This window comes from Zafaria cholistanensis (genome assembly GCF_008580665.1).
Taxonomy (GTDB): Bacteria; Actinomycetota; Actinomycetes; order Actinomycetales; family Micrococcaceae; genus Zafaria; species Zafaria cholistanensis.
On sequence record NZ_BKDJ01000008.1, the window covers coordinates 144,021 to 164,119 of the forward strand.

The 20,099-nt window shown below is 70.4% G+C and carries 16 protein-coding genes and 5 riboswitches; of the genes, 6 read left to right on the forward strand and 10 right to left on the reverse strand.

Annotation, left to right across the window (positions count from 1 at the left end; translation table 11 throughout):
* Positions 1-88 precede the first annotated feature (88 nt).
* From NCCP_RS09275 to NCCP_RS09295, 5 genes are all read right to left on the reverse strand, one after another.
* The gene (locus tag NCCP_RS09275; protein WP_149956957.1) at positions 89-970 is read right to left on the reverse strand and encodes a MetQ/NlpA family ABC transporter substrate-binding protein; all 882 of its coding nucleotides are present in this window, start codon (positions 968-970) and stop codon (positions 89-91) included.
* 108 nt (positions 971-1,078) lie between these two features.
* Complete coding sequence (locus NCCP_RS09280) at positions 1,079-2,284, reverse strand: acyl-CoA dehydrogenase family protein (RefSeq protein WP_149956958.1); 1,206 nt, start codon at positions 2,282-2,284, stop codon at positions 1,079-1,081.
* 8 nt (positions 2,285-2,292) lie between these two features.
* Positions 2,293-3,732, reverse strand: coding sequence for an NtaA/DmoA family FMN-dependent monooxygenase (locus tag NCCP_RS09285; protein WP_149956959.1), 1,440 nt, complete (start codon positions 3,730-3,732; stop codon positions 2,293-2,295).
* A 75-nt stretch (positions 3,733-3,807) separates the two neighbouring features.
* Positions 3,808-4,518, reverse strand: coding sequence for a methionine ABC transporter permease (locus tag NCCP_RS09290; RefSeq protein WP_225873771.1), 711 nt, complete (start codon positions 4,516-4,518; stop codon positions 3,808-3,810).
* A gap of 1 nt (position 4,519) precedes the next feature.
* Positions 4,520-5,314: a methionine ABC transporter ATP-binding protein gene (locus NCCP_RS09295; protein ID WP_149956960.1), complete on the reverse strand. Its 795-nt coding sequence runs from the start codon at positions 5,312-5,314 to the stop codon at positions 4,520-4,522.
* Positions 5,315-5,419: 105 nt separating this feature from the next.
* A riboswitch (SAM riboswitch) is annotated at positions 5,420-5,508 on the reverse strand.
* 303 nt (positions 5,509-5,811) lie between these two features.
* Here NCCP_RS09295 and NCCP_RS09300 point away from each other — a divergent pair.
* Entirely contained in the window at positions 5,812-6,204 is a 393-nt protein-coding gene (locus NCCP_RS09300; protein ID WP_149956961.1) for a hypothetical protein, read from the forward strand.
* A gap of 110 nt (positions 6,205-6,314) precedes the next feature.
* Here NCCP_RS09300 and NCCP_RS09305 read toward each other — a convergent pair whose 3' ends face one another.
* Positions 6,315-7,733 (reverse strand): LLM class flavin-dependent oxidoreductase, encoded by a 1,419-nt coding sequence (locus tag NCCP_RS09305; protein ID WP_263970134.1) that lies wholly within the window; start codon positions 7,731-7,733, stop codon positions 6,315-6,317.
* A 124-nt stretch (positions 7,734-7,857) separates the two neighbouring features.
* Positions 7,858-7,946: riboswitch (SAM riboswitch) on the reverse strand.
* A 168-nt stretch (positions 7,947-8,114) separates the two neighbouring features.
* Positions 8,115-9,443 carry an acyl-CoA dehydrogenase family protein gene (locus tag NCCP_RS09310; protein WP_225873770.1) on the reverse strand — a complete coding sequence of 443 codons (1,329 nt, stop codon included), beginning with the start codon at positions 9,441-9,443 and terminating at the stop codon, positions 8,115-8,117.
* 9 nt (positions 9,444-9,452) lie between these two features.
* Positions 9,453-9,550, reverse strand: a riboswitch (SAM riboswitch).
* A 451-nt stretch (positions 9,551-10,001) separates the two neighbouring features.
* A riboswitch (SAM riboswitch) is annotated at positions 10,002-10,093 on the forward strand.
* 5 nt (positions 10,094-10,098) lie between these two features.
* Between NCCP_RS09310 and NCCP_RS09315 the strand changes: the two genes are divergently transcribed.
* The 4 genes from NCCP_RS09315 to acs all read left to right on the forward strand — a co-directional run bounded on the left by NCCP_RS09315 (position 10,099) and on the right by acs (position 15,120).
* Positions 10,099-10,932: an ABC transporter ATP-binding protein gene (locus tag NCCP_RS09315; RefSeq protein WP_149956962.1), complete on the forward strand. Its 834-nt coding sequence runs from the start codon at positions 10,099-10,101 to the stop codon at positions 10,930-10,932.
* A gap of 127 nt (positions 10,933-11,059) precedes the next feature.
* Positions 11,060-12,100, forward strand: coding sequence for an aliphatic sulfonate ABC transporter substrate-binding protein (locus tag NCCP_RS09320; RefSeq protein WP_149956963.1), 1,041 nt, complete (start codon positions 11,060-11,062; stop codon positions 12,098-12,100).
* On the forward strand, positions 12,100-12,945 hold the full coding sequence (locus NCCP_RS09325) for an ABC transporter permease (protein ID WP_149956964.1): 846 nt from the start codon (positions 12,100-12,102) through the stop codon (positions 12,943-12,945). The genes NCCP_RS09320 and NCCP_RS09325 overlap by 1 nt, the downstream gene beginning before the upstream one ends.
* 109 nt (positions 12,946-13,054) lie before the next feature.
* Positions 13,055-13,150: riboswitch (SAM riboswitch) on the forward strand.
* Between the two features lie 5 nt (positions 13,151-13,155).
* The gene (acs, locus tag NCCP_RS09330) at positions 13,156-15,120 is read left to right on the forward strand and encodes an acetate--CoA ligase (RefSeq protein ID WP_149956965.1); all 1,965 of its coding nucleotides are present in this window, start codon (positions 13,156-13,158) and stop codon (positions 15,118-15,120) included.
* 54 nt (positions 15,121-15,174) lie between these two features.
* Here acs and NCCP_RS09335 read toward each other — a convergent pair whose 3' ends face one another.
* Positions 15,175-15,975: a cyclase family protein gene (locus NCCP_RS09335; protein WP_149956966.1), complete on the reverse strand. Its 801-nt coding sequence runs from the start codon at positions 15,973-15,975 to the stop codon at positions 15,175-15,177.
* Between the two features lie 285 nt (positions 15,976-16,260).
* On the opposite strand from NCCP_RS09335, the gene NCCP_RS09340 reads away from it, so the two are divergent.
* On the forward strand, positions 16,261-17,985 hold the full coding sequence (locus tag NCCP_RS09340; protein WP_149956967.1) for a thiamine pyrophosphate-binding protein: 1,725 nt from the start codon (positions 16,261-16,263) through the stop codon (positions 17,983-17,985).
* A gap of 240 nt (positions 17,986-18,225) precedes the next feature.
* Here NCCP_RS09340 and NCCP_RS09345 read toward each other — a convergent pair whose 3' ends face one another.
* Both NCCP_RS09345 and NCCP_RS09350 read right to left on the reverse strand, forming a co-directional pair.
* Positions 18,226-19,011 (reverse strand): SRPBCC family protein, encoded by a 786-nt coding sequence (locus NCCP_RS09345; RefSeq protein ID WP_149956968.1) that lies wholly within the window; start codon positions 19,009-19,011, stop codon positions 18,226-18,228.
* Between the two features lie 216 nt (positions 19,012-19,227).
* A complete protein-coding gene (locus NCCP_RS09350) occupies positions 19,228-19,788 on the reverse strand; it encodes a histidine phosphatase family protein (RefSeq protein WP_149956969.1) in 561 nt (186 codons plus the stop codon).
* Positions 19,789-20,099 lie beyond the last annotated feature (311 nt).

The following is a 20,099-nucleotide window of genomic DNA, read 5'->3' on the forward strand; positions in this document are numbered from 1 at the left end:
CCCCGGCCCCGGCGCCCCAGTGCGGGCCCGCGGTTTGTTTTCCCCCATCGGCGCCGCGGGTGCCGCCCCGGCTACCGGCAGAACGTGGTCAGGCGTTCCACTTGGCGGTGTCAGCGATCGGATCGCGGTCCCACGGGGTGGGCAGCACGCCGCCGAGGTAACCGGCAAACCAGGCCTTGACCTCCTCGGACTGGTAGGCCGCCCGGAGCGCCTTGCCCTTCTCCGTCTCGGCGAAGCCCGGCTTCGCGGCCACGAGGCAGATGTACGGCAGGGCGTCGGCATCCTCCTCGAACAGCAGCGCGTCCTCCGGGGTCATGTCCAGCTCCGCGCCCAGACGCACGAAGAGGAAGCCCGCGTCCACGTCCGGCAGGGTCTTGGACAGCGACTGCTGGTCCACCTCGACGAAGCTGAAGTTCTTCGGGTTCTCCAGGATGTCCTTTTGGGAGACGTGGATGACGCTCTTGCCCTCGGTGATCTTCAGTTCGCCGGCCTTGGCCAGCAGCGCCAGGGCGCGGCCGTTGTTGGCGGGGTCCACCGGCAGGGCAATCTTCGCGCCCTGGGGCAGGTCCCCGACGCTCTTGTGCCTGGTGGAGTAGATGCCGCCCGGGGATCCGTACATGTAGAACGCCGGGTCCAGGTCCAGGTTGTTGTCGGCGCTGAACTGCTGCAGGTAGGCGCCGTGCTGGAAGTAGTTGGCGTCGAACTCGCCGTTGGCGACCGCGATGTTCGGCTGCACGATGTCGGTGACGTACTTGGCGTCGACCGTCCAGCCCTGGCCCTCGAGGATCTTCTGGGCGATCTTGGTCGGCTCCTGGTAGGGGGCGGACTCCGTGACGATCAGCTTGATGGTCTTGTCCCCGGCCGCCCCGGCCGCCCCGGCGCCGCCGGTCAGTCCGCAGCCGGTGAGCGTGCCGAGGCCGGCGAGGGCGCCCAGGCCCAGGGCCCCGGCGAGGAAGGAACGGCGTTCCATGGTGTGTCTCCTTGGTTGGTGAATTGGCTTGGTTGGTGAATTGGCTTCATGGGTGAAGCGGAATGTGGTGAAGCGGGATCCTGTGGGGCGGGAACCGTCCCCCGGGGCTCAGGCCTGCCGGGCCTCTCCGATGGCGTTCAGCCCCACCGGAACGGTCCCGTTGACCAGGTGGTCCCCCAGCTGCCGGGCCTTGAAGGCCGCCGGGTTGTGGGTGGCGACCGTCTGGGCGTTGCGCCAATGCCGGTCCAGGCCCTTGGCGGTGGACACCGAGGACGCCCCGGTGGCCTCGAACAGCTGCTGCGCCGCCCCCAGGGCCAGCTCGGGCACGACGACCTGGGCGTTGTCCACAGCAACGTTCGCGCGGACGAAGTCCCGTTCTTCCAGCGCCGCATCGATTTCCCGGGCGGCGGCAACGACGGCGGCCTCCGCTGCGAACGCCTTGGCCCCAATCCTGCCGACAACCTGCAGGATCAGCGGGTCCTCGCGGAACAGCGCCCCCGAGCCGGTGTTGAAGGTCCGGGTGCGGCTGCGCACGATCGAGGCGGCCTCGTCGCGGGAGGCCCGGGCGATGCCGGCGAGCACGGAGAGCAGCACCAGCTGGAAGACCGCGCTTTGGTGCGTGGCCTCCAGCCGGCGCGGAAACACATCGCCCGCCTCCACCCGGGCGCCGCGGAAACGCGTGGTTCCGGTGCCGGTAAGCTTCTGCCCGAACCCGTCCCAGTCGTCCAGGATCTCCACGCCCGGCTGGTTGGTGCGCACGATCGCGAAGTGGCGGTCCTCCCCCGAGTCAAGGCCCGCCGTGACCATGGTCCATTCCGCAAAGATCGTGCCGGTGGAGTAGAACTTTTCGCCCTCGATCCGGTACCCGCCGTCGTCGCGGATCAGCCGCGTCGCCACGGAACCCAGCGCGTTTCCCCCCTTTTCCGTGGAGGCGTTGCCGACGGTTTCCCCGGCCGCGGCCCGCCCGTACCAGCGCTCCCGGACCCCCGCAGCCTCCCAGCGCAGTGCCTCCACGAACCCGATGTGGGAACGGTAGAGATGGGCCACGTTGGGATCGGCGGCGGCCAGGTCCACCAGCAGGCGCACCATGGTCTCAAGGGACGCGCCGAAGCCGCCGTGGCTCACGGGCACGCGCAGGGCCCCGAAGCGCTCGGCGTTCAGCCAGCGGACCGGCTCGAACGGCAGTTCGCGGTCCAGGTCCCGGCGCAGCGCCCCCTCGGCGATGCGCTCGAAGACCGGGCCGAAGCGCGCGGCCAGTTCCGCATAGCCGGCTGCCGCGGCGCTGCCGGCCACGGGGGTGTGGATGACGGTCATGGCGATCCTTAGCGGTAGACGGAAGGGACGGGCTCGGCGGCGGGCCGGTTGGTGGCGGCGGCCGAGTGGGCGCTGAAAGCGCCGCGGAAGCGGGCGGCCGGGTGGGTCGGTTCCAGCAGGGGACCGCGGCCGAGCACCTTCTCGCGCAGCGTGCCCGGGGCGTACTCGGTTTGGGCGAGACCGCGGCGGCGCAACTCCGGGAGCACGCCCTCGATAAAGTCCGTGTAGGAGCCCGGGAGGATCTGGTTGATGATGTTGATGCCGTCCACCCCGGCGTCCTGCCAGCGCTCCAGCGTGTCCGCGATCTGCTCCGGGGTTCCGGCGATCTGCTGGCTCTTGGCGCGGTAGCGGGCCAGGTCTCCAATGGTGGGGTTGCCCCCGGGCACGGAGTCGCGCACCGCGTCCAGCACGCCCCGCCCGCCCTCGGTGTGGATGTCGCCGAGCGGGGTGTCCAGCGGCAGGCCGCCCAGGTCGATCCCGAAGCCGCCGCCGATGTGCGCGACGATCGCGTCCAGGTCCAGGTACTCGTCGTACTCGGCCTCCTTGCGGGCGACCTCCGCCTCGGTGGAGCCGACTACAAAGGACAGCCCCGCGAAGACGGCGACGTCGTGTTCTCCACGGCCGGCCTCCACGGCGAGCCGGCGGACGGCGGCGACGTTCTTGGCCACGTGCTCCGGGTTGGGAGCGAAGAGGAAGGTGGCCTCGGCGTTGGCGGCGGCGAAGGCGCGCCCGCGCGGGGAGGAGCCTGCCTGGAAGAGGAACGGGGTGCGCTGCGGGCTGGGGGCCACCAGATGCGGCCCGTCGATCGAGTAGCGCGCGCCGCGGTGGTTGATCTTGTTGACCCGGGCCGGGTCGGCATGGATGCCGCGGATCTTGTCCTGCAGCAGCGCGCCCTCTTCCCAGGAGCCCTCCCACAGCTTGTAGGTGGCTTCGACGTACTCGTCCGCCCAGTCATAGCGGTCGTCGTGGGCGGCCAGCCCGTTGCCGCCGAAGTTGCGGTGCGCGTTCTCCAGCACGGAGGTGACGATGTTCCAGGCCACCCGCCCGCCGGTGAGGTGGTCCAGGGTGGACAGCTGACGGGCCAGCTGGAAGGGGTCGGACTGGACGACGGAGCTGGTGACCGCAATGCCGATGTCCCGGGTCGCCCCGGCCAGCGCGGAGGCCAGGACCAGCGGGTCGTTGGCCGGCACCTGCAGGCCGCGGCGCACGTGGGAAGCCCATCCGCCGTCGTGGTCGCCGTAGAGCCCCACCACGTCGGCGAAGAACATGGCGTCGAACTTCGCGTCCTCGAGCTGGCGGGCCAGGTCCGTCCACAGCGCAAGCTCGTTGAAGCGGTGCTGCTGGGCCTCGGGATGGCGCCACTGCCCGCCGAGGATGTGGCTGGTGGTGTTCATCAGGAACGCGCTGAGCAGCAGTCGCGGACGGCGGGGGGACCCGTTGGTGGGCATGGTGCTCCTAGGACAGGGGGTGCGGAAGGTGGTGCGGGGGCGGAGGACGCGGCCGGAGGTCCCGGCCCCGGGGCGCTAGCGGCGCTTGTCGAAGCGGCGGGCCAGCCGGGTGCCGCCGATCTGGACAGACTGGACCAGCACGATCATCAGGATGATCGCCAGGAACATCACGCCGGTCTCGTAGCGGTAGTACCCGTAGCGGATGGCGAAGTCGCCAATGCCTCCGCCGCCCACCAGGCCGGCCATGGCCGAATAGCTGATGAAGCTGACGGTCATGATGGTGATGGATCCGATGAGCGCGGGCTTGGCCTCGACCAGCAGAACGTCGCGGACGATCTGCCCGCGGGTGGCGCCCATCGCCCGGGCGGCCTCGACGACGCCGCCGCCAAGCTGGGTGAGGTTCTGCTCGACGAACCGCGCGAAGTACGGGATGGCGTTGATGGTCAGCGGCACGATCACGGCAGCGGTGCCGATGGTGGTGCCCACGATGAAGCGGGTGATCGGGATGATCGCGATCAGCAGGATCAGGAACGGGAACGAGCGCATGGTGTTCACCAGCGCGTCCACCACCCTGTGCAGCTTCGGGCGCGGCTTCAGGCCCACCGGGGACATGGAGTAGAGCCAGATGCCCAGCGGGGTGCCGGCCAGCACGGCCAGCGGGATGGCGACCAGCAGCATGGCGAAGGTCTGCCCGAGCGCCACGGCGATCTCCGGCAGCAGCTCGGCAACGCGGTTCAGGTCGAAGGCGGTGGCGCCATTGGCGGGGAGGGCGCCCGCGACGGACACGTTAGACAAGGGTGGCCTCCTTCTGCTGGACGCGCGGGCGGCGTTCGAGGGTGATGTCGTCGCTGATCAGGTAGCGGCCGATCTGGGTAGCCGGGCTGAAGCCCGGACGGCTCAGGTCGGCGAGGTCGAACTGCTCCACGAGGGCACCGTCCTCCATCACCGCCACGTTGTCCGCGACGGCCTTGATGACGTTCATCTCGTGCGTGACGATCACCGTGGTGATACCCAGCTGGGCGTTGATGTCGGAGAGGTATTGGAGCACCGAGGCGGTGGTGCGCGGGTCGACGGCGGAAGTCGGCTCGTCGCAGAGCAGCACCTTCGGCTCGGTCGCCAGCGCGCGGGCGATCGCCACGCGCTGTTTCTGCCCGCCGGAGAGCCGGCCCGGGTAGGACGAGGCCTTGTCGGCGAGGTCGACGATGTCCAGGGCCTCCTGCGCCCGGCGGCGGCGGTCCTTCTTGCCCACCCCGGCGAACTTCAGGCTCAGCTCCACGTTCTGCAGGGCAGTGCGGTTGTTCAGCAGGTTGAAGTGCTGGAAGATCATCCCGATCTGGTGGCGCTCGCGGCGCAGGTCCTCGTCGCCGAGCGCGGTGAGGTCGGTGCCGTCCACGACGACGCTGCCGGAGGTCGGGCGTTCCAGCAGGTTGATGTTGCGCAGCAGCGTGGACTTGCCGGCACCGGAGAATCCGATGATGCCCTGGATGGATCCGCGCGGAATCTCCAGGGACACGGCGTCCACGGCCGTGAAGGTTTGTCCCGCGGTCGTGAAGACCGTCGAGACGTCCCGGATGCTGATCATGTGGCCTCCTCAGGTCGTCCCGAGGAAGAGGCTGCCGTGCCGGCCGTCCGAACAGGGCGCACCGCGGGGCGGTGGTTCGGACCGGAAGGCTCGTCGGCGAGGGCTTCTCCATCGGTCCTGGCATTAGCACCGTCCCCAAAGGGCGGTTGCTGCGGCGTCAGTGAGCCAGGTCTCTCAGCCGCTCTGGATGGTGTTGCAGGTGGGTGGTGTTCATTGCGTCGGCCCTGCGGCCTCCATGGCCCATGGAACCGCATTTCCTTCGATCCATCAAACCCGTGGAGCGGGGAGGTGAAACTAACTGTCTTAAACCGACACAAAGCTGCCGCTTTATTCGACCCCCAACCAGCCCGGTTCCGATCGCCGACCGGCTCTGAGCCGTTCCGGCGGCTCCCGCACCTCGCTTCGCTCGACGCGGGACCCTCGCCGCCTACCGTTCCGGCGGCTCCCGCACCTCGCTTCGCTCGACGCGGGACCCTCGCCGCCTACACTGGGATTCCATGCGGGAGCTGTTGGAAGCGGTCGGCCCGGCCCTGGAGATGGTCGGATGGGCCGCCGGCGTGCCCGCGATCGGCCTGCTGGTGACGGCATGGGTCCTGCGCCGGCACTATCGCCGCTGGCGCCCTTCCCCCGCGGAGGTCCGCATCCTGGAGGGCCAGCCGTGCGCCGTATGGACAGCGCCGGACGGGACCGTAGTCTCCGGCCTGCTCAGCGCAGACGCGGCGCCGCCAGGGAGCACGGTCACCATCTACCACCAGGACCCCGGGTGGCACGTCTGGCTCACCCACGAGCCTCCGGACCGCTCGCGCCCCATCCGCACCGCGGGCTGGGTGCTGCTCTTCGTGGCGGTACTGGCCAACATCGTGGGCCTGGCCGCCGCACTCCTGCCCTAGCGCCTCCCGCCGCGCGGCCACGGCCTGAGGCGCGGGCCCCCGGAAACGTACGACGGCGGCCGGCGCCTTCCGCGGGGAAGGTGCCGGCCGCCGTCGTACGGAGCGTGCCGCTACCGCCCGGAGAGGGCCGGGTGCAGGCGGAAGGCCGCCCCGCGGTGGGTTTCGGGAAGCTTGTCGCCCTTGCCGAACAGCTTGTGGCGCAGCGTGCCCTCGACGTACTCGGTCGGGTAGGCCCCGAGCTTCTGCAGTTCGGGGACCACGAACTCGACGATGTCCTCGAAGGTGCCCGGGGTGATCGCGTAGGCCAGGTTGAAGCCGTCGACGTCGGTCTCATCGACCCATTCGACGAGCTGGCGGGCCACTTCTTCGCCCGAGCCGACCGTGATCGGGCCGAACCCGCCGACGCCGACCCACTCGGCCAGCTGGCGCACCGTCCACGGCTTGCCTTCCTCGCCGGAAGCCTTCTGGAAGGTGGCCACGGAAGACTGGATGGCGTTGGACTTCACGTCGCCGATGGGCTCGTCCGGGTTGAAGGTGGACAGGTCCACCCCCATCCAGCCCGAGATCAGCGCCAGCGCACCCTGGATGTCGGCGTAGGACTTGTACTCCTCGAACTTGGCCTGCGCGGTGGCGGTGTCGGCCCCGGTCACGATGGTCTGCATGGTGTAGATGCGGATGTCGTAGCGGCCGCGGCCGGCGGCTTCCGCGGCATCGCGGATCCTGGCCACCGTTTCCTTCAGCAGTTCCTTGGTGGGGCAGGTGACGAAGACCGCCTCGGCGTTCGCGGCGGCGAACCTCATCCCGCGCGGGGAGGCGCCGGCCTGGAAAACCACCGGGGTGCGCTGCGGGCTCGGCTCCGTGATGGCGATGCCCGGGACCTTGAAGTACTTGCCCTCGTGGTTGATCTCGTGGACCTTGGACGGGTCCGTGAAGACGCCGGCCTCCGCGTCGCGGACCACGGCGCCGTCCTCCCACGAGCCCTCGAGGAGCTTGTAGACGACCTCCATGTACTCGTCCGCGTGGTTGTAGCGCTCGTCGTGCTCCAACTGGTCCTCCTGGCCCATGTTGCGCGCGGCCGAGGGCAGGTAGCCGGTGACGACGTTCCAGCCGACGCGGCCGTTGGTCAGGTGGTCCAGCGTGGCCAGGCGGCGGGAGAAGGGGTAGGGATGCTCGTAGGCGGTGCCCGCGGTGACGCCGAAGCCGAGGTGTTCAGTAACAGCCGCCATGGCGGAGACCAGCATGAACGGGTCATTGACCGGGACCTGCGCGGCGGTGCGCAGCGGCACCTCGTTGGTGCCGCCGAAGACGTCGTAGGTGCCCAGCACGTCGGCGATGAAAAGGCCGTCGAAGAGGCCCTTCTCCAGCACCTTGGCCAGGTGCGTCCAGTAGCCGATGGTGTTGTAGTCGGCGGACCTGTCCTGCGGATGGCGCCACAGGCCCGGGGACTGGTGGCCCACGCAGTTCATGTCAAAAGCGTTGAAGCGGAGCTGGCGGCGCTGCGGGGCGCCGGACCGGTTGTTCCCTGTCACGGTGGTTCCTTCCGAAGGTGGCGGGCAATTCGTGGATCCTGCACCGTCACGCACCTGGGGCCGGGTGGGGCGCAGGCTGGCGCGTGCGCCCGGGTGGCTCCCGGGCCTGAGGCGAATCGGGGATTCTCCATCGGTTCTGGCATTAGCACCGGCCCCGAAGGGTGGTTGCTGCGGCGTCGACAAGCCAGGTCTCTCGGCCGCTCTGGATGGGCGCCGGCGAAAAACGGAACCGGCGGTACCTCAATGGAACCGTACTTCCTTCGATGCCTCAACCCGGAACCGACTCATGGCGAAACAATTCCCGGGGGACCGCGCGTGCCGGCGTCCGTTCCTTCGGCTGCCCGCCCCCCAGCCTGCGGCCCCCAACCCCCGGCGGCCGCACTAGGCCGGGGCCGCGTCCCCAACGGCGTCGAGCCTGCGGGGGGCCACCCCGTTGACCTCGTAGTCCCCCACGATCCGGGCCTTGTACATGGCCGGGTTGTGGGTGGCGACCGTGCGGGCGTTGCGCCAGTGCCGGTCCAGGTTGCATCCGCGGGCGGTCGAGGACGCACCCAGTCCGTCGAAGAGCTTGCCCGCCGCCTCCAACACAATCGGCTGCACCGCGGCCTGCGCGCGGTTGGCCGCCAGTTCGCACACCGCGTACCGCTCGGCGGGGGTCAGCCCGGGGGCGGAGAGTGCCGATTCAAGCTCCGCCACCGCGGCCAGGACCACGGCATCGACGGTGAATGCCGCCGCGGAGATCTCCCCCACCACCTGCAGGACCTGGGGATCGTTGCGCACGGGCACCCCGGTGCCGGTGCTGAAGGCGCGGGTGCGCTGCTGGACCTCGTTGCGGGTGTCGGCCAGCACGGCTCGGGAAATTCCGGCCTGCACCGCCAGCAGGACCAGCTGGAACACCGCCGATTCCGGATGCGCCCCCAGCTGGGAGGGAGTGAGCAGGGTATCGACCGGCACGTCGCGGAAGGTGGTGGAGCCGGTGCCGGTCAGCTGCTGCCCGAAGCCGTCCCAGTCGTCGAAGATCCGCACCCCCGAATGCTGGGTGGGGACGACGGCGATGTGGCGGCCGGCCACGCCGGGCCGTTCGGCGGTCACCGCCACCCAGTCGGCGAAAATCGTCCCCGTGCAGTAGTACTTGTCGCCCGAAACCAGCCAGGCGCCGTCGTGCCCGCGGAGCACCGAGTTCAACCTGCCCAGCGCGTTGCCGCCCCGCTCCGTGTAGGCGTTGCCGACCAGCTGCCCGGAGACAAAGCGTTCGGTCCAGCGGCGGCGCGTCCCGCCGTCCTCCAGCAGCAGCACGGACTCGACGAAGCCCACGTGGGAACGCAGCAGGTGGGCCACCTGCGAGTCCGCTTCGGCCAGCTCGATCAGCAGCCGGAAGGTGTCGATGAGCGAAGCCCCGTAGCCGCCGTCCGCCACGGGCACGCGCACGGCGCCGAAGCGGACCTGGTTCAGCCAGCCCACCGGCTCGTACGGCAGGATCCGGCCGGCGTCGCGCTCCCGCGCACCCTCGGCAATGCGCGCAAACACGGGACGGAAGACCTCGGCGAGACCGTCGTAGCCGCCGTCGGCCGGCACCCCGGGCGTGAGCTTGATCAGGTGGCGGGGCGGGGGCGGGGCTTGGTGGTCCTCAAGGCCGGCCGCGGCGCCACCGGCGGGGACCGCTTCAGTTGGGACCCCGCCAACACGGGGGGAAACTGACGGCAAGGCCACGGGAATCACACTCCATCGGTCCTGGCGTGAGCACCTTCCTCCCGGATCCCGGGAAGGGGTTGCTGCGGCGTCATGGAGCCAGATCTCTCGGCCGCTCTGGATGGTTACGCCCCCATTGTTGCCCCATGGCCCCGCGTCACGCCAAGCCGCGCCGCGTCATACCGCGTCACGTGAACGTCGAATTATCTTTGGCACGTGGGCATTACGCTGGATTTTTCGGCCAAAATTACCGCCCGGACCCCGGGCAGGGGCCAGAAAATTTCATTCCAGGGCTCGGCGGGCTCCGCCGGCCACGCCCCGGAAGCTCCGCACCCGACGCTTCTGGCGGGTGGACCGGGAGCGGTCGAACCGTTCGAACATTTCCGGCCCCCGGATGCGCCGGAAGCCCCGCTCTACGGAAACGCGGGGCCCCGGCTGAAGATCCGGCACGGAAAACGCCACCCACGGTACAAAAGTTCATTCCTTCCGCCCTCCGGGGGCCTTCCACCAAATATCCGACATCGAATGTCATATTCTTGGGAGGCCTGCTTGGGTTACCCCTAGGCTGGACCGAAACCGTGACCATCCCGAGCGGCTGAGAGATCTGGCTCCCCGACGCCGCAGCAACCCGCCTCCGGAAGGCAAGGTGCTACCGCCAGATCCGATGGAGAAGACCATGACTGCAACGTTCGCCCCGGCTGCCCCCCATCCGGCGGGCTCGGCCACGGCCGGTCCCCGCTCCGCCCTGGGCGTGAGCTTCCGCGGGCTGGGCCGGTCCTTCGGTGAAGGCACCGCCCGCCGCACCGTCCTGCGCGACATCGACTTCGACGTGGTCCCCGGCGAGCTCGTCGCCATCCTCGGTCCCAGCGGCTGCGGCAAATCCACCCTGCTGCGGGCCGTTGCCGGCCTCGATGCCCCCAGCGCGGGCGAGGTCCTGATTGACGGCACCGCAGTGGAGGGCATCGACGGCCGCTGCGCCGTCGCGTTCCAGGAACCGCGCCTCATGCCGTGGCAGAGCGTCCGCAGGAACGTGGCCCTGGGCCTGCCCCACGGGACCGGCAAGGCCGAAGGCGACGCCCGCGTCGACGAACTGATCGACCTCGTTGAACTCGGTGCGCACGCCAGCCACCGCCCGCGCGAAATCTCCGGCGGCATGGCGCAGCGCGCCTCGCTGGCCCGGGCGCTGGCCCGCCGCCCCGGCGTGCTGCTGCTCGACGAGCCCTTCGGCGCCCTGGACGCGCTGACCCGGCTCAAGATGCAGGACCTCCTGCTGGAGGTGCGCCGCGTCGCCCCGGCCACGGTGCTGCTGGTGACGCACGACGTCGACGAGGCCCTGCAGCTGGCCGACCGCATCCTGGTCCTGGGCCGCACGCCCGACCGCGAAGGTGCCACGATCTCCGAGGTCCTCACCGTCCCGGGCGAGCGCCCGCGCGACCGCGCCTCCGCCGAACTGGCCCGCATGCGTTCCGCGCTGCTGGAAAGCCTCGGCGTCGATTCGCACCGGCACTAGCGCCACCCCCGAAAAACCACCCACCCGGCACCGCCGTGCAACGGCGCCCCCCGTCGCGCCCGTCCGTGTCCGGCCCACCACCCGTCAGCCCTACCCGCCCCGCACCCACCAGAAGGAACCGCTCCCCATGACCACGCGTCCGCTTTCCCCCGTGTCCCGCCGCGCCTTCCTGGGCTTCGGCGCCGTCGGCGCCGCCGCCCTCCTCACCGCCTGCGCGGGCGAGTCGGCCCCAACCGGCGGCGCGGCTTCCGGCGCGGCGAAGACCCTGAACATCGACTTCGCCACCTACAACCCGCTGAGCCTGGTCATCAAGAAGAAGGGCTGGCTTGAGGCCACCCTCAAGGACCAGGGCATCGCGGTGAACTGGGTCCAGTCCGCCGGTTCCAACAAGGCCAACGAGGCGCTGCGCGCAGGCGCCATCGAGGTCGGCTCCACCGCCGGTTCCGCCGCGTTGCTTGCCCGTTCCAACGGCTCCCCGATCAAGACCATCGGCATCTTCTCGCAGCCGGAGTGGGCGGCGCTGGTGGTGGCCAAGGACTCCCCGATCACGTCCGTCGCGGACCTCAAGGGCAAGCAGGTCGCCGCCACGAAGGGCACCGACCCGTACTTCTTCCTGGTGCAGGCCCTGGAAGAGGCCGGGCTGTCCATCAACGACGTCACCGTGCAGAACCTGCAGCACGCCGACGGCCGCGCCGCCCTGGAAAACGGCTCCGTGGACGCGTGGGCGGGACTGGACCCGATCATGGCCGGTGCCGAGCAGAACGGGGCCACCCTGCTCTACCGCAACCTGGACTTCAACACCTACGGTTTCCTGAACGCGACCGAGGACTTCGTCGCCAACTCCCCGGAACTGGCGCAGACCGTGGTGGACGCCTACGAGAAGGCCCGCGCCTGGGCCGCGGACAACGCCGAGGAGACGGCGGCGATCCTGGCCGAGGTTGCGGGCCTGGACCAGGGGGTCGCCGACAAGGTCATCCTGGAACGCTCCAACCTCGACGTCAGCGGCATCCCGGGCGCGGCCCAGGAATCCGTCCTGAAGGTGGTCGGCCCGATCTTCGTGGAAACCGGTGACGTCACTGACCAGGCCAAGATCGACGTGGCCGTGGGCACCATCATCGAGGACAGCTTCGCCCAGAAGGCCGACCCGAGCACCATCAAGGACGCGTAATGGCACTCCCCGGCGCACACACCACCACCAAGGCCGAGGGATCCGCCGCCTCCCGCGGCGGCGCCACGGCCGCTGCCCGGCGGGCCTCCCGCCAGGAACTGGCCCGGCGCATCGGGCTGGGAGCCGTCGTCCCCGTGGCCCTGGTGGCCCTGTGGCAGGCGGCCAGCACGCTCGGCTGGGTCTCCGCCGTCGCCCTGCCCGCCCCGGCGTCCGTGGTGGAGGCCGCGGGGGAGCTGGCCGGGCGCGGCGAGCTGGGCAGGCACATCGGCATTTCGGTGCAGCGCGTGCTGATCGGCTTCGGCATCGGCGCCGCCCTGGGCCTGGCCCTGGGCTCGCTGGTGGGCCTGTCCAAGTGGGCGGATGCGCTGCTTGGACCGACCATCGGGGCGTTCCGTGCCGTGCCGTCGCTGGCGTGGGTGCCGCTGCTGATCCTGTGGATGAAGATCGGCGAGGACTCGAAGGTCACGCTGATCGCCATCGGCGCGTTCTTCCCGATCTTCACCACCGTCTACCTGGCCCTGCGCCACGTGGACAAGAACCTGGTCGAGGCCGCCCGCGCGTTCGGCCTCAAGGGGCTGAAGCTGCTCACCACGGTGCAGCTGCCCGCCGTCGTTCCGGCGGTCTTCTCCGGCCTGCGCCTGGCCCTGGCCCAGTCCTGGCTGTTCCTGGTCGCCGCCGAGCTCATTGCCTCCTCGATGGGGCTGGGCTTCCTGCTGACGGATTCGCAGAACAACGGGCGCACGGACCGCCTGCTGCTGGCCATCATCCTGCTGGCGGTGATCGGAAAGATCACCGATGCCCTGTTGGGTGTCGTCGAACGCAAGGCCGTTACCCGCTGGGCGTAGGCCGGGTAACCCACCCCCGGCCTCCTGCGGTGAAACGCAGGCCCCAATTGTTGCGTTTTCGGGCGCCCCGGTTTGCCGGCGGCGCACCGGATGTCCTTTAGTGGGAATGAAACCATCCCGAGCGGCCGAGAGATCTGGCTCCATGACGCCGCAGCAACCACGCAGGCCGCGGCCGCGCAGGTGCTTCAGCCAGGACCGATGGAGCTGAGCATGACAACCGTTGAGACTTCCGCCCGCACCGAGGCCGCCGAAAAGGCCTGGACCGAGGCCGAGCGCATCGCGTTCTGGGAGGATGCGGCCCGCCGCCTGGAGTGGGCCGAGCCGTGGCACACCGCGCATTCCTCCACGCCGGTGGACCCCGCCGCCCGGCGCGGTCCCGAGATTCGCTGGTTCGACGGCGGCAAGCTCAATGCGGCCGTGAACTGTGCCGACCGCCATGTGGCCGCCGGCCGCGGGGACAAGGTGGCCCTGCACTTCGAGGGCGAGCCGGGCGACCGCCGCACCGTGACCTACCGCGAACTCCAGGAGCTGGTCTCCCAGGCCGCCAACGCGCTGCTGGCGCTGGGCATCACCAAGGGCGACCGCGTCGTCATCTACCTGCCCGTGCTGGTGGAAACCATCGTGATCACGCTGGCCTGCGCCCGCATCGGCGCGGTCCACTCGCTGGTGTTCGGCGGCTTCTCCGCCGAGGCGCTGCGCTTCCGCGTCGAGGACACCGGCGCCAAGCTGCTGGTCACCACTGACGGCCAGTTCCGCCGCGGCCAGGCCGTGCCGGTCAAGGCCCAGGCCGACGAGGCCGTCTCCGGCAGCAACGCGATTGAGCACGTGCTGGTCCTCAACCGCACCGGGCACACCGACATCAACTGGGTCGAGGGACGCGACGTGTGGTGGCACGACGTCGTCGACACCCAGCCGCGCACCCACGAGGCCGAGGCGTTCGACGCCGAGACCCCCCTGTTCATCATGTACACCTCCGGCACCACCGGCCAGCCCAAGGGCCTGGTCCACACCACCGGCGGCTACCTCACCCAGGCGTCCTGGAGCCACGAGTTTCTCTTCTCCCACCCGGATCCGGCCCAGCGCGACGCCGACGTGCACTGGTGCACCGCTGACCTGGCCTGGGTCACCGCGCACACCTATGAGATCTACGGGCCGCTCTCCAACGGCGTCACCCAGGTCATCTACGAGGGCGTCCCCAACGCCCCGCACCCGGGCCGCCACTTCGAGATCATCCAGCGCTACGGGGTGACCGCCTACTACACGGCCCCCACGCTGGTGCGGTCGCTGATGGGCTGGTTCCCGGAGGGCATCCCGGCCGGGTACGACCTCTCCTCGATCCGCCTGTGCGGCACCGTGGGCGAGGCCGTGAACCCTGAGGCGTGGAAGTGGCTGCGGACCCAAGTGGGCCGCGACACCCCGAACGGCGTGCCCATGGTCGACACCTGGTGGCAGTCGGAGACCGGCGCGACCGTCCTCTCCCCCCGCCCCACCGATTCCCGATTCAAGGGCGGCAGTGCCTCCCGGCCCCTGCCCGGCCTCGCCGTGGACATCGTGGACGACGCCGGCAGGACCGTTCCGGCCGACACGCAGGGCAACATCGTGGTCACCAGGACGGGCCCGTCGATGGCCCGCACCGTCTGGGGGAACCCGGAGCGCTACTTCACCTCCTACTGGGAGAAGTACGCCGCGCAGGGCTGGTTCCTGGCCGGTGACGGCGCCCGTTTCGACGCCGACGGCGACATCTGGATCCTGGGGCGCACCGACGACGTCATCAACATCTCCGGACACCGGCTGTCCACGATCGAGATCGAATCCGCGCTGGTCTCCCACCCCGCCGTCGTCGAGGCCGGGGTGTGCCCGACGGTGGATGCCAAGACCGGCCATGCCGCGACCGCGTTCGTGGTGCCGCTGGACAAGTCGCTGATTTCCGGAGCCTCCGTGGAGGCCGTTGCGGCCGCGGCTGCCGACCTGCGCGGGCACGTCTCGAAGCAGATCGGCCCGATCGCCAAGCCGCGCGAGATCATCTTCGTCCCGGACGTGCCCAAGACGCGCTCCGGCAAGATCATGCGCCGCCTGCTGACCCAACTGTTCGAGGGCACCACGCTGGGAGACACCACCAGCCTGCAGAACGAACCCTGCATCGCCGAGATCAAGGGCATCTGCGAGGCACGCTAAAGGAAGGCGCGCCTGGCCGGATTCCCTGCCGGGCAGGCACGCGCCGCCGGCGGACTAGGCCTTCGGGACGAAGGCGAGGACCCGGGCAGGGCTTCCGGTGCCGCCCACGATCGGCAGCGGGGCCACGGCGAGCATCGCCCCGGTGGCGGGCAGCCTGGCCAGGTTCTGCAGGGAGGTGATGCCGTACTTGTCCGCCCCCAGCAGGAAGTGGTGCACCGGGAACGGGGGGTCCAACCGGACCGCGTTGCCGGCGTCGATGCCCACAGTTTCGGCGCCGAATCCGGCGATCCCCGTCTCGGAGAGCCATTTGGCGGCCTCGGCGGTGACGCCGGGAGTGTGGGATCCGCCGGCGTCGGCGTTGAGGAACCGTTCGCGGTCCTGGGCGTACGCGTCCCAGCCGGTGCGGTACAGGACCCAGCCGCCCTCCGGCAGCGGGCCGTGCGCGGCCTCCCACGCCTGGAGGTGGTGCACGTCCAGCAGGAAGTCGGGGTCCGCTGCGGCCTCGGCGGTGAAGTCCAGCACGACGGCGGGCCCGACCAGGCGGGATGGGGGGATGTCGGCGACGTCGTGGCCGTCGCGGCCGGTGATCCAGTGGATGGGGGCATCCAGGTGGGTGCCGATGTGTTCGCCGGTGTGGATGTTGGCGTGCTTCCAGAAGGGACCGGGCCCGTTGTACTCGCTGACCGTTTCGAGGCTGAAGTCGATCAGGTTCGCGAACGGCTCCGGCAGGCGCAGGGTCGGGGTGGCGCTGCTGAGGCGGTTGGTCAGGTCCACGATCTCGACGTCCCCGCCGGTCAGCGCGGCAAGGAAGCCGGCGACGGGGCCGGTTGCGGGCGCTGCGGCGGCAGAAGTCATCTCATCCAACTTTCGGTCAAGGCGCGTGTCAAAGGGGCGTGCCAGAGGGGCGTGGGTCCGCCACGGCGTGGCGCATGCCACCTGTCTACCATCGGGAGTGGAAGGCGTTCCAGAGGCCCCGCCCGTTTACGGGTTTTTGCATAGGGCCGTCACATCCACGGCATAGCATTTATCCGGGGATGCGGGCCACGGACCAGCCGGCGGCTTCCGGCCCGGACACCAGCCCGGACACCAGGGAGCGGCCCCGCAGCTGGACGCCGGACCCATCGACACGAGGAGACTTCCATGACAGCCGCCACCGCCCGCGCCGGAACCGCCGGCCCCTCCGCGGAGGGCCCGGCCACGCCGGTGGAGAACGTCGCCGAGGCCGTGGGGCGCACCCTGGCCCGCCTGGGCGCCGGGCACGCCTTCGGTGTGGTGGGCAGCGGCAACTTCACGGTCACCAATGCGCTGCGCCGCCACGGCGTCCCGTTCACTGCGGCCCGTCACGAGGGCGGGGCCGCCACCATGGCCGACGCCTACGGGCGCATGTCCGGCAGGGTCGGCATCGTCACCACCCACCAGGGCTGCGGCCTGACCAACGCCGTCACCGGCATCGGCGAGGCCGCCAAGAGCCGCACCCCCATGATCGTGCTGACCGCCGACACCGCGGCCTCGGCCATCCGCTCCAATTTCAGGATCGACCAGGACGGCCTCGCGCGCAGCGTGGGTGCCGTCGCCGAGCGCGTCCACTCGCCCCAGAGCGCCGTCGCGGACACCGTCCGCGCCTTCCGCACCGCCGTCAACGAGCGCCGCACGGTGGTGCTGTCCCTGCCCATCGACATCCAGGCCGCCCCCGCCCCCGCGGACGCGCCCGCCGCCGGGCCGCTCCCAGTGCCGCAGCCGGTCCGGCCGAACGACGCCGCCGTCGCGCAGCTGGCCGGCCTGATCCGCGCCGCCCGGCGCCCGGTCTTCGTGGCCGGCCGCGGGGCCCGGAGCGCCGGCCCGGAAATTGCCGCCCTGGCCGAGGCGGGCGGGGCGCTGCTGGCCACCTCCGCCGTCGCCAACGGCCTGTTCGCCCGGGACCCCTTCAGCCTGGGCATTTCGGGCGGGTTCTCCTCTCCCTTCACGGCGGAGACCATCGCCCGGGCGGACCTGGTCGTCGGCTGGGGCTGCGCGCTGAACATGTGGACCATGCGGCATGGCTCGCTGATCGGACCGGGCGCCAAGGTGGTCCAGGTGGACGTGGAGGATTCCGGGCTGGGCGCGCACCGGCCCATCGACCTGGGCGTGCTCGGGGACTGCGCGCAGGCCGCCACCGCGGTGCTGGAGCGGCTGCGGGCGGACGGCCATGCCGCCGGTCAGCCCACCGCGGGATGGCGAACGCCCGAAATGGCGGCCCGGATTGCTGCCCGCTCCCGCTGGAACGACGTGCCGACCGGGGACATCTCCACGGAGGAGGCCATCGATCCGCGCGTGCTCAGCCGGGAACTGGACAGGCTGCTGCCGGCCGAGAGGATCGTGTCCATCGATTCGGGCAACTTCATGGGCTACCCGAGCGCCTACCTGTCCGTGCCGGACGAGTTTGGGTTCTGCTTCACCCAAGCGTTCCAGTCGATTGGCCTGGGGCTGTACACGGCCATCGGCGCGGCCACCGCGCGCCCGGACCGGCTGCCGGTGCTCGGCACCGGCGACGGCGGGTTCCTGATGTCCATCTCCGAACTTGAGACTGCCGTCCGCGGGCGGATCCCGCTGGTGGCCATCGTGTACAACGACTCCGCGTACGGCGCCGAGGTGCACCACTTCGACGTCGGGGACCAGGACCTTGAGGTGGTGAGGTTCCCGCTGGTGGACATCGCCTCGATCGCCCGCGGCTACGGGGCCGCGGGCGTGACGGTCAGGACCGTGGCGGACCTGGCCGGGGTGGCCGAATGGCTGGAGGGCCCGCGCGCGGCACCGCTGGTGATCGACGCGCGCATCGCCTCCGACGGCGGTGCATGGTGGCTGGCGGAGGCGTTCAAGGGCCACTAGGGAGTGTTGTCCCGGGGCCGGCTTCGAGCCGGTTGAGCGACGCGGCAGGATGCCCCGAGCCGTTGGTGAGGTGGCGGACACAGGGCAAGCCTCTGCCCTCCGCCGGCCTCAGGCGACCGGAACGGCCGGTTCCTGAGCGGCGCCCCCTGGACGCGACGAAGGCCCCAACCCGATCCAAGGCTGGGACCCTCGCGTCAAGCGGCATGCGCCATTGTCAGGCCCTCAAACGCCGGCACCGGCCTACCAGCGGGTAGTGCCGTCCGGATCCGTCGGGGGCAAGGTTCCGCCCTCGCTTGAACCGGCGCCGGTGATGCCGGCGTTCGGGTCAACTTCCTCCACCACCACGGGCTCGACCACCGGCGTCACCGGCGTCACCGGCGTGGCCGTCTCGGACGAAATGACGGGTTCCTCTTCCTCGTCGGACTTTTTGCCTCCCGTGGCGGCCGCGACACCCGCGGCCGCGGCCGCGGCGACGCCCAAGCCGGCGGCAACCGCCGTCCCGGAGACCCCGGCCTTTCCACTGTCGCCGCGCGACGCCTCGGCCGCCTCAACTCCGGGCGTGCCACCGGCACCTTCATTGATCGTTCCGCGCCAAGCCCCGGACGCGTAGCCCTCGGATTCGATGAACTCCTTGAACCGGGCCAGGTCGCTTTCAGCCTGCCTTTCGATGACGTTGAGCTTGTCGCCGATTTGCTCCACGAGGCCTTCGGGTTCGTATTCCAGCGTCAGGCGCACTGACGTTTGGCCGCCTCCAACGTCTTCGAACGTGACGGCACCGGCGTTGGTGGCACCCTCGGTTGCCGCCCAAGCGACCTTCTGGTCCGGGACCTGCTCCAGGATCCTCGCTTCCCACCGGCGGCGGACCCCGCCGATCTCCGCGACCCACTCCAGCCGGTCATCGCCGAGCTGCGTCACCTGCTTGACCCCGCCCATGAAGTGAGGAAACTCTTCGAACTGAGTCCATTGGTTGTAGGCCGTGCTGACCGGCACGTTCACCATGATCTGCTTTTCGATCCTCGTGCTCACAGTGTCTCCTTCGGCTAGAACTTCGACTAGAACAGGGAAAGACGGAAGATCAACCGCCCGTGGAACCATCACGTTACCGCGCGTCCCAACCCGTGGCCAGAGCTGCATCGGCGCCCTCGCGCGGCTCATAAAGCCCGGCAAGCAGAACCTTGGCCTGCTCGCCACCCTCCCGCTCCGGTTGGCACCCAAGACGGCCGGTCGGCGGGATGGCTCCGTCTACTGCCCGGGCAGGGACGCACGCACCGGGGCCACCCAAGCCCGCGCATCCCAGTCCAGTTCAAGGACCTGGCCGTTCTCCACGTGCGGATGGTTGCCGCCAAGCACCGCGTCCAGCGTCAGGCGGATGAGCGTGCCGTGGGCGACCACCACGATCCGCCGGCCGGGGTACTCGGACACCAGGCGTCCGATGGCGCCGACTCCGCGCGCCGCCACGGAGGCCTCCGGTTCGCCCGTGGCCAGCAGGGCCTCGACCTGGGGCCGGGACAGGCCCTGCACAATATGCCCTTCGGCGGCTCCGTAGCTGCGCTCCACCAGGTCGGGCAGCCGGTGGGTGGCCTCCAGCCCGATCAGCGCACCGATGATGTCCGCGCTCTCCGCGGCGCGCTGCAGCGTCGAGGAGACCAGCAGGTCCCACCGTCCGCGCCCCAACGCCACGCCGGCCTGGCGCGCCTGGCTCCGGCCGGCGTCGTTCAGCGGGATATCCCTGCTGCCCTGCAGCCGCCCCTGGGCGTTCCAGTCCGTTTCCCCGTGCCTGACCAAGGCGATCCGTGCCTGCATGTGCCCCAGTGTATGAGCCGCGGGCCCTGATCCGCGCGAAGCGGGGGGCGGGAACCGCCGCCGGATCTTCGAGCGGATCCCGCCCCAGCGCAACGGGGGTCAACATTCTTTGATCGGGGGGCCGCTTTTTGGGAGGATGGTTCGGTCCATCCCGAGTGGCTGAGAAATCTGGCTCCCTGATGCCACAGCAACCTTCCGGACTCCGCCGGAAAGGTACTGCCGCCGGATAGGTGCTGCCGCCGGAAACGATGGGGAAGGCGCAGGCTTTTCGCCGGCCGTGGTGGCGCCGGGTTCCCCGGTGCCGCGGGCCG

Bases quoted from the DNA above. Each gene is read 5' to 3' on its own strand.
- NCCP_RS09275 (WP_149956957.1), bottom strand. From the start codon at position 970: ATGGAACGCCGTTCCTTCCTCGCCGGGGCCCTGGGCCTGGGCGCCCTC.
- NCCP_RS09280 (WP_149956958.1), bottom strand. From the start codon at position 2,284: ATGACCGTCATCCACACCCCCGTGGCCGGCAGCGCCGCGGCAGCCGGC.
- NCCP_RS09285 (WP_149956959.1), bottom strand. From the start codon at position 3,732: ATGCCCACCAACGGGTCCCCCCGCCGTCCGCGACTGCTGCTCAGCGCG.
- NCCP_RS09295 (WP_149956960.1), bottom strand. From the start codon at position 5,314: ATGATCAGCATCCGGGACGTCTCGACGGTCTTCACGACCGCGGGACAA.
- NCCP_RS09300 (WP_149956961.1), top strand. From the start codon at position 5,812: ATGCGGGAGCTGTTGGAAGCGGTCGGCCCGGCCCTGGAGATGGTCGGA.
- NCCP_RS09315 (WP_149956962.1), top strand. From the start codon at position 10,099: ATGACTGCAACGTTCGCCCCGGCTGCCCCCCATCCGGCGGGCTCGGCC.
- NCCP_RS09320 (WP_149956963.1), top strand. From the start codon at position 11,060: ATGACCACGCGTCCGCTTTCCCCCGTGTCCCGCCGCGCCTTCCTGGGC.
- NCCP_RS09325 (WP_149956964.1), top strand. From the start codon at position 12,100: ATGGCACTCCCCGGCGCACACACCACCACCAAGGCCGAGGGATCCGCC.
- acs (WP_149956965.1), top strand. From the start codon at position 13,156: ATGACAACCGTTGAGACTTCCGCCCGCACCGAGGCCGCCGAAAAGGCC.
- NCCP_RS09335 (WP_149956966.1), bottom strand. From the start codon at position 15,975: ATGACTTCTGCCGCCGCAGCGCCCGCAACCGGCCCCGTCGCCGGCTTC.
- NCCP_RS09340 (WP_149956967.1), top strand. From the start codon at position 16,261: ATGACAGCCGCCACCGCCCGCGCCGGAACCGCCGGCCCCTCCGCGGAG.
- NCCP_RS09350 (WP_149956969.1), bottom strand. From the start codon at position 19,788: ATGCAGGCACGGATCGCCTTGGTCAGGCACGGGGAAACGGACTGGAAC.